This window comes from Streptomyces sp. NPDC043952 (assembly GCF_056435325.1).
This window is the reverse complement of record NZ_JBWKES010000083.1, coordinates 1-1,068: the sequence shown is the minus strand read 5'-3', so window position 1 is coordinate 1,068 and position 1,068 is coordinate 1. Positions and strand designations below refer to the sequence as shown.

Here is a 1,068-nt window from a genome sequence, read left to right as displayed (position 1 = left end):
TGTTCTGTCCGGGGAGGTTGTGGACGGGTGAGCCAGGTCTCGGCTGAGGGATCTTGAACAGGTGAGGGCCTTCCGGTTCGGTGTGGATTGCGACGTCTACGCCAACCAGAAAGGCCCTCGTGGTCCACCGTAATGCACCCCTGACCGAGACCGGACGCCTGCGCCTGGCCCTCTGCGTGGTCGAGGACGGCTGGCCCCTGCGCCGGGCCGCCGAACGCTTCCAGGTCTCGCCGACCACGGCTCAACGGTGGGCCGACCGCTACCGGCAACTCGGCGAGGCGGGCATGACCGACCGGTCCAGCCGCCCCCGCCGCAGTCCACGCCGCACTCCGACCCGCACCGAACGCCGCATCATCAAGGTCCGGCTCCTGCGCCGGTGGGGGCCCGCCCGCATCGCGCACTTCCTGCGCCTGGTGCCCTCGACCGTGCACCGCGTGCTGACCCGCTACGGCCTCGCCCGCCTGAAACACCTGGACCGGGCCACCGGCCGCGTCATACGCCGCTACGAACGCGACCGGCCCGGCGAACTGGTCCACGTCGACATCAAGAAACTGGGCAACATCCCCGACGGCGGCGGACACAAAGTCCTCGGCCGCCAGGCCGGCCGGAAGACCCGCTCGAACACCGGTTACAGCTACCTGCACACCGCCGTCGACGACCACTCCCGCCTCGCCTACAGCGAGATCCACACCGACGAGAAGAAGGAGACCGCCACCGGCTTCTGGACCCGGGCCCAGACGTTTTTCACCGGCTGCGGCGTCACCGTCGAACGCGTCCTGACCGACAACGGCGCCTGCTACCGCTCACGCGACTGGCAAGAGCTGCCGGCAGCAGCCCAGATCACACACAAGCGAACCCGGCCCTACCGGCCCCAGACCAACGGCAAGGTCGAACGCTTCAACCGCACCCTGCTGGAGGAGTGGGCCTACGCCCGCCCCTACCGCTCGGAGCAGGAACGGCGTGACGCCTTCCCCGCCTGGCTGCACACCTACAATCACCACCGCGGACACACCGCGCTCGCAGGTAAACCACCCGCCAGCCGCGTCCCCAACCTCACGGGGCAATACA

At 69.2% G+C, this 1,068-nt stretch carries 1 protein-coding gene; it reads left to right on the top strand.

Going from position 1 to position 1,068, the window contains the following annotated elements:
- Positions 1–119 precede the first annotated feature (119 nt).
- Positions 120–1,068: IS481 family transposase (locus tag AC069R_RS34095; RefSeq protein WP_478770568.1), on the top strand; the 949-nt coding region annotated here is incomplete at its 3' end.